The following is a 4166-nucleotide window of genomic DNA, read 5'->3' as shown; positions in this document are numbered from 1 at the left end:
CGGCTGGTGCAACGAAATCTGTTTCAGCAATGTGAAATTCTCGACCTCATTGACCCGCGACGGCAACGCTTAAAACCAAACAATTCTAGCAGGCTATCTCTTCTAAATTAGCCGGACAGAAATGGTTGAAGATGAAAAATTGAATAGAGCTGTGGCTGTCAAATTGCTAAAAAAACAGGGGTATGAGGTTGTGACGGCTAAAGATGGTCAAGAGGCATTGGATAAGCTGTCTGATTGTAAAATTGACTTTATTTTTATGGACGTCCAAATGCCAGTGATGGATGGTGTCACCGCAACAAAAATAATCAGAACTTCCTCTGAGTTTGTAGCAAAATCAAATATTCCTATTGTGGCTATGACCGCTCATGCCATGTCCGGCGATAAAGAAGCTTTCTTGGATGCGGGTATGGATGATTATATTTCAAAGCCATTTGACAAAGAAACTCTATTTGCTGTTATTCAAAGAGTCTTGTCTAGAAAATCAAATTAGCGCCTGGGTGAAGTATAAGAGCCATGGCTTGTCGGTCCATGCGTGGAATATGGCTCCGTGCGCTCAAGGAAAGCGGGCGAGTGGTGGCACCTGGAGGGCAGCGAGGGACCAGAGAGCGCACGCTTTATTCGGTCATGATTGGCATAGCTCCTCCGGCGTCACGGTTGCTGCCATGTCGCAACCTGAACCTCAGTTCCCATGTTGCATTCCTTAAGGGCTGCTTCGATCTCGTCGCGGCGAAAACCAACAATGACCGTGTCGCCGATAACGATGGTGGGGAACGTTATCTCCGGGTTCAGCGTGCGTAATGTGCCGATTACTTGGGTTCGATCATCGCCGGACAGAAAGTCCACGTGGACATTGTTGTAGGGAATCTGGCGCTCGTCGAGATACTCCTTGGCCTGGGTGCAGTGCGAGCAGGTGGAAAGGGTGAAGATTTTGATAGGAGTAGGCATTGAGGCTCCTTGGGTGGTCAGGGGTGCATTCTGGTGCCACCTTTCACCTTATCCCTGTTCCGAGACTGTGGGTCAAGGGAGACGGCTGCTCCGAGATGCTTTTCATGTTGTCCGCCCATGTTTGCAATTGGTGTACCTCAACCACGACTCCATGGGTCATATGGGCTGTGGGCCGACTCGTCTTTTCAGGAGAAGACTACTCCACAGTTGCCTTTTTCCTAAATAACACGTTACAGTCAAGTTTCTTAGGCGAAGTAGTTCGGCTTGAACCGCTGAAGGTCGAGAACGCATCGAGAATAAAGTATAATTCACTAATCTATATTATGCATATTCCTCTTTTCATCGCTCGGTATATAGGTATTTATGTTTTTTTTGTGGTTTTTTCCGTGGCTTTTTTCTCCTCCATCGGTATCTGCGAACCCATTCCACGTTTTCAGCATTTGGACCTGGAAGACGGGTTATCCCAATCCTCTGCTCTGTGCATGGTTCAAGATAAACAAGGTTTTTTGTGGATTGGCACCTATGATGGTCTTAATCGTTATGACGGCATAGAAGTAAAGGTCTATCGCAACGTTCCGGGGGATCCAACGAGTTTGCCTGACAGCAGCATCAGGTCGTTGCTCATAGAACCCGATGGGAAGTTGCTCGTTGGCATGAAAAGCGGCGGGGTGGTCGCTTATAATCGGAAGTTCGACACGTTCAGCCCCTATCTCGGGGCGCATCCCTATCCCAATCCCAAGTTGGAAATTCGGGCCATGGTCCGTGATCAGGACGGGAGATTATGGGTCGCAGGGGCGGCCGGGCTATACCATTTGGATGAAACGACGGGCAGAGCCGAGCAATTCAAGCTCCCAAACTCCTCTGGAAATGCTGATCCTGGACCTGTCCTTTCCGTCCTCAATGGCCAGGGGGGGGATTTGTTCGTGGCCACCCCAGGCTCCGTATATCGCATCCCCTATGGACAACAGTTGGCGTCACGGCTTGTTCCTGAAGCCCCGGGAACGTTTCCCGACGATGCCGTGATCAGTGGCATAAATCTGGATGGAACAAACGATCTCTGGGTTCTCACTGAGGGACACGGCGTTTTTCGCTGCAAGCTGGACTCGGGTGTGTGGAATCATTTTTTGCCTGGTGTCGCGACTTGGTTTGCCTTTCGAGACAGCCAGGGGCAGCTTTTCATAGGTACGAACCGGGGGCTGGCCCAGCTTTTCCCTGATGCTGATGCCCCAGGAGGCTTGCGCGCTGTCGTTTATAGCCACAACGCCCTGGACCCGGAGAGCTTGTCTCACAACGACGTCTTGACCATGCTGGAGGATACCGGCGGGATTTTGTGGGTTGGAACCTATTCGGGCGGTGTCAACAAGCTCAACCCTGCCTATCAGGCCTTTTCGATCTATCGCAACCAGCCCGGCAATCCCAACAGCCTTTCTGGAGACGCCATCGGTTCCGTTTTGGCTGAAGGTGACGATTTCCTCTGGGTGGGGACACGGTACACCGGGCTCAATCGCCTGGACCGCCGGAATGGAACCGTGACACGATTCCAAAATGATCCGAGCAATCCCCGGAGCCTCGGCGATAACGGCGTCAACTGCCTGCACATCGACCGACAGAATCGACTCTGGGTGGGGACGATGGACGGCGGCTTGGCACTCTATGACCCGGCCAGCGGCGGCTTTACACATTACCGCTCTGACCCGAAGGACCCAGAGAGTTTGAGTCAGGATAAGATCTGGTGGATTGCCGAAGATGCCAGCGGCATCCTCTGGATTGGAACCAGTTCCGCCGGCCTGAACCGCTTTGACCCGAGCACTGGAAAAGTCAAGCGTTACAAGCATGATCCGGCCAACCCAGCAAGTATCAGCCATGACCGGGTTCGTCATATTACGCTTAGCCGGACAGGTGCGCTCTGGATTGGAACAAATGCAGGTCTCAATCGTTTTGATCCGGCCACAGAAAAGTTTGAGCACTGGGAGTTTGATCCCAATAATCCGGATTCTATTTCCAATAATCGCGTTACGCCCATTCTGGAGAATGCTTCAGGAGATCTTTGGATTGGCACCGATAACGGTCTCAACCACTTTGACCTAGTTTCTGGTAAATTCAAGCATGTGACGACAAATGATGGGCTTATTAATAACGGAATACAGGGTATTTTACAAGACAGTAGGGGAAATTTATGGATATCTACATTTAGAGGGCTGTCTCGTTATACTCCGGCGTCAGGTGAAATACGGAATTATTCCGGTCGTGATGGAATTTCTGGTTTGGAATTCTGGATGAATGCCTATGGGGCATCGCCGCGTGGAGAGTTGTTCTTCGGGAGCGTCAAAGGTGTGACCGCCCTTGTCCCGGAGCGCATCCGGCCAAATAAGCACGTGCCTCCGATAGTTATTTCGGCGATGAGCGTCCTGAACCACGCCTACCACAAGGCCGGAAACATGGCTGTGGCCCAGTCCGTTTCCATCGATTATAAGGACAACATCGTCGGCTTCACCTTTGCCGCCCTTGATTATGCCGATCCGAAGCGTAATCTTTTTTCCTACAAGCTCGAAGGCTTCGATAAAAGCTTTTCGCCGCCCTCCGCAAGTCGCACAGCAACCTACACAAACCTTGATCCTGGTCAGTACGTCTTACGCGTTCTGGGCTGTAACAATGATGGAATGTGGAATGAAAGTGGTGTAAGCCTGGAATTAAAAGTAGTACCTCCGTTTTGGGCTATGTGGTGGTTTCGGGCTTTTTGCATTCTGGCTATCGTTTTATTAATTTATTTGCTATACAGACTTCGTATAAGATCAATCGGTCGTCGTCAAATAGAGCTTGAAAACACTGTGCGGGCTCGAACATTTGATCTTGAAAAAAGAATAGAAGAAAGGGATGTGGCTGAAGAAGCTTTGCGTCGAAGTCAATTGAGCTTTTCTGCCATATTCAAGGTCTCTCCTTTGGCCATTAGCATTAGCGATGAAAAAACAGGTCGTATTCTGCAGGCGAATGAGGCTTTTTCCCAGCTTGTCGGCGTTCATGAGCTGGATGTTTTGAAGCTGTCCTGTCTCAATATCGGGTTCTGGCATAATCCACAGGATAGGGAAGATATTGTCGGTTCTTCGACGCTTGAAATGGAATTGACCTTATCCTCCGGCGAGGGGTAGCGACCCTCTCGGAGGCTCAAAATGCGTACAGAAGATATCTTCGCCCTGGGACTGGGTCTGACTCCCCCCTGGCAG

General features: G+C 50.4%; 3 protein-coding genes. 2 read left to right on the top strand and 1 reads right to left on the bottom strand.

Features of this window, described 5'->3' with window-relative positions; all coding sequences use genetic code 11:
* Positions 1–121 precede the first annotated feature (121 nt).
* Positions 122–490: a response regulator gene (locus GTA51_RS20050; protein ID WP_160964259.1), complete on the top strand. Its 369-nt coding sequence runs from the start codon at positions 122–124 to the stop codon at positions 488–490.
* 158 nt (positions 491–648) lie between these two features.
* Here GTA51_RS20050 and GTA51_RS20045 read toward each other — a convergent pair whose 3' ends face one another.
* Complete coding sequence (locus tag GTA51_RS20045) at positions 649–945, bottom strand: glutaredoxin family protein (RefSeq protein ID WP_160964258.1); 297 nt, start codon at positions 943–945, stop codon at positions 649–651.
* A 167-nt stretch (positions 946–1112) separates the two neighbouring features.
* Here GTA51_RS20045 and GTA51_RS20040 point away from each other — a divergent pair, with 167 nt between their 5' ends.
* A complete protein-coding gene (locus GTA51_RS20040; protein ID WP_160964257.1) occupies positions 1113–4091 on the top strand; it encodes a two-component regulator propeller domain-containing protein in 2979 nt (992 codons plus the stop codon).
* Positions 4092–4166: the final 75 nt, after the last annotated feature.

This window comes from Solidesulfovibrio aerotolerans (assembly GCF_009856865.1).
GTDB classification, from domain to species: Bacteria; Desulfobacterota; Desulfovibrionia; order Desulfovibrionales; family Desulfovibrionaceae; genus Solidesulfovibrio; species Solidesulfovibrio aerotolerans.
Note: the sequence above shows the minus strand (reverse complement) of the source record. Positions and strands in the feature narration are given on the sequence as shown.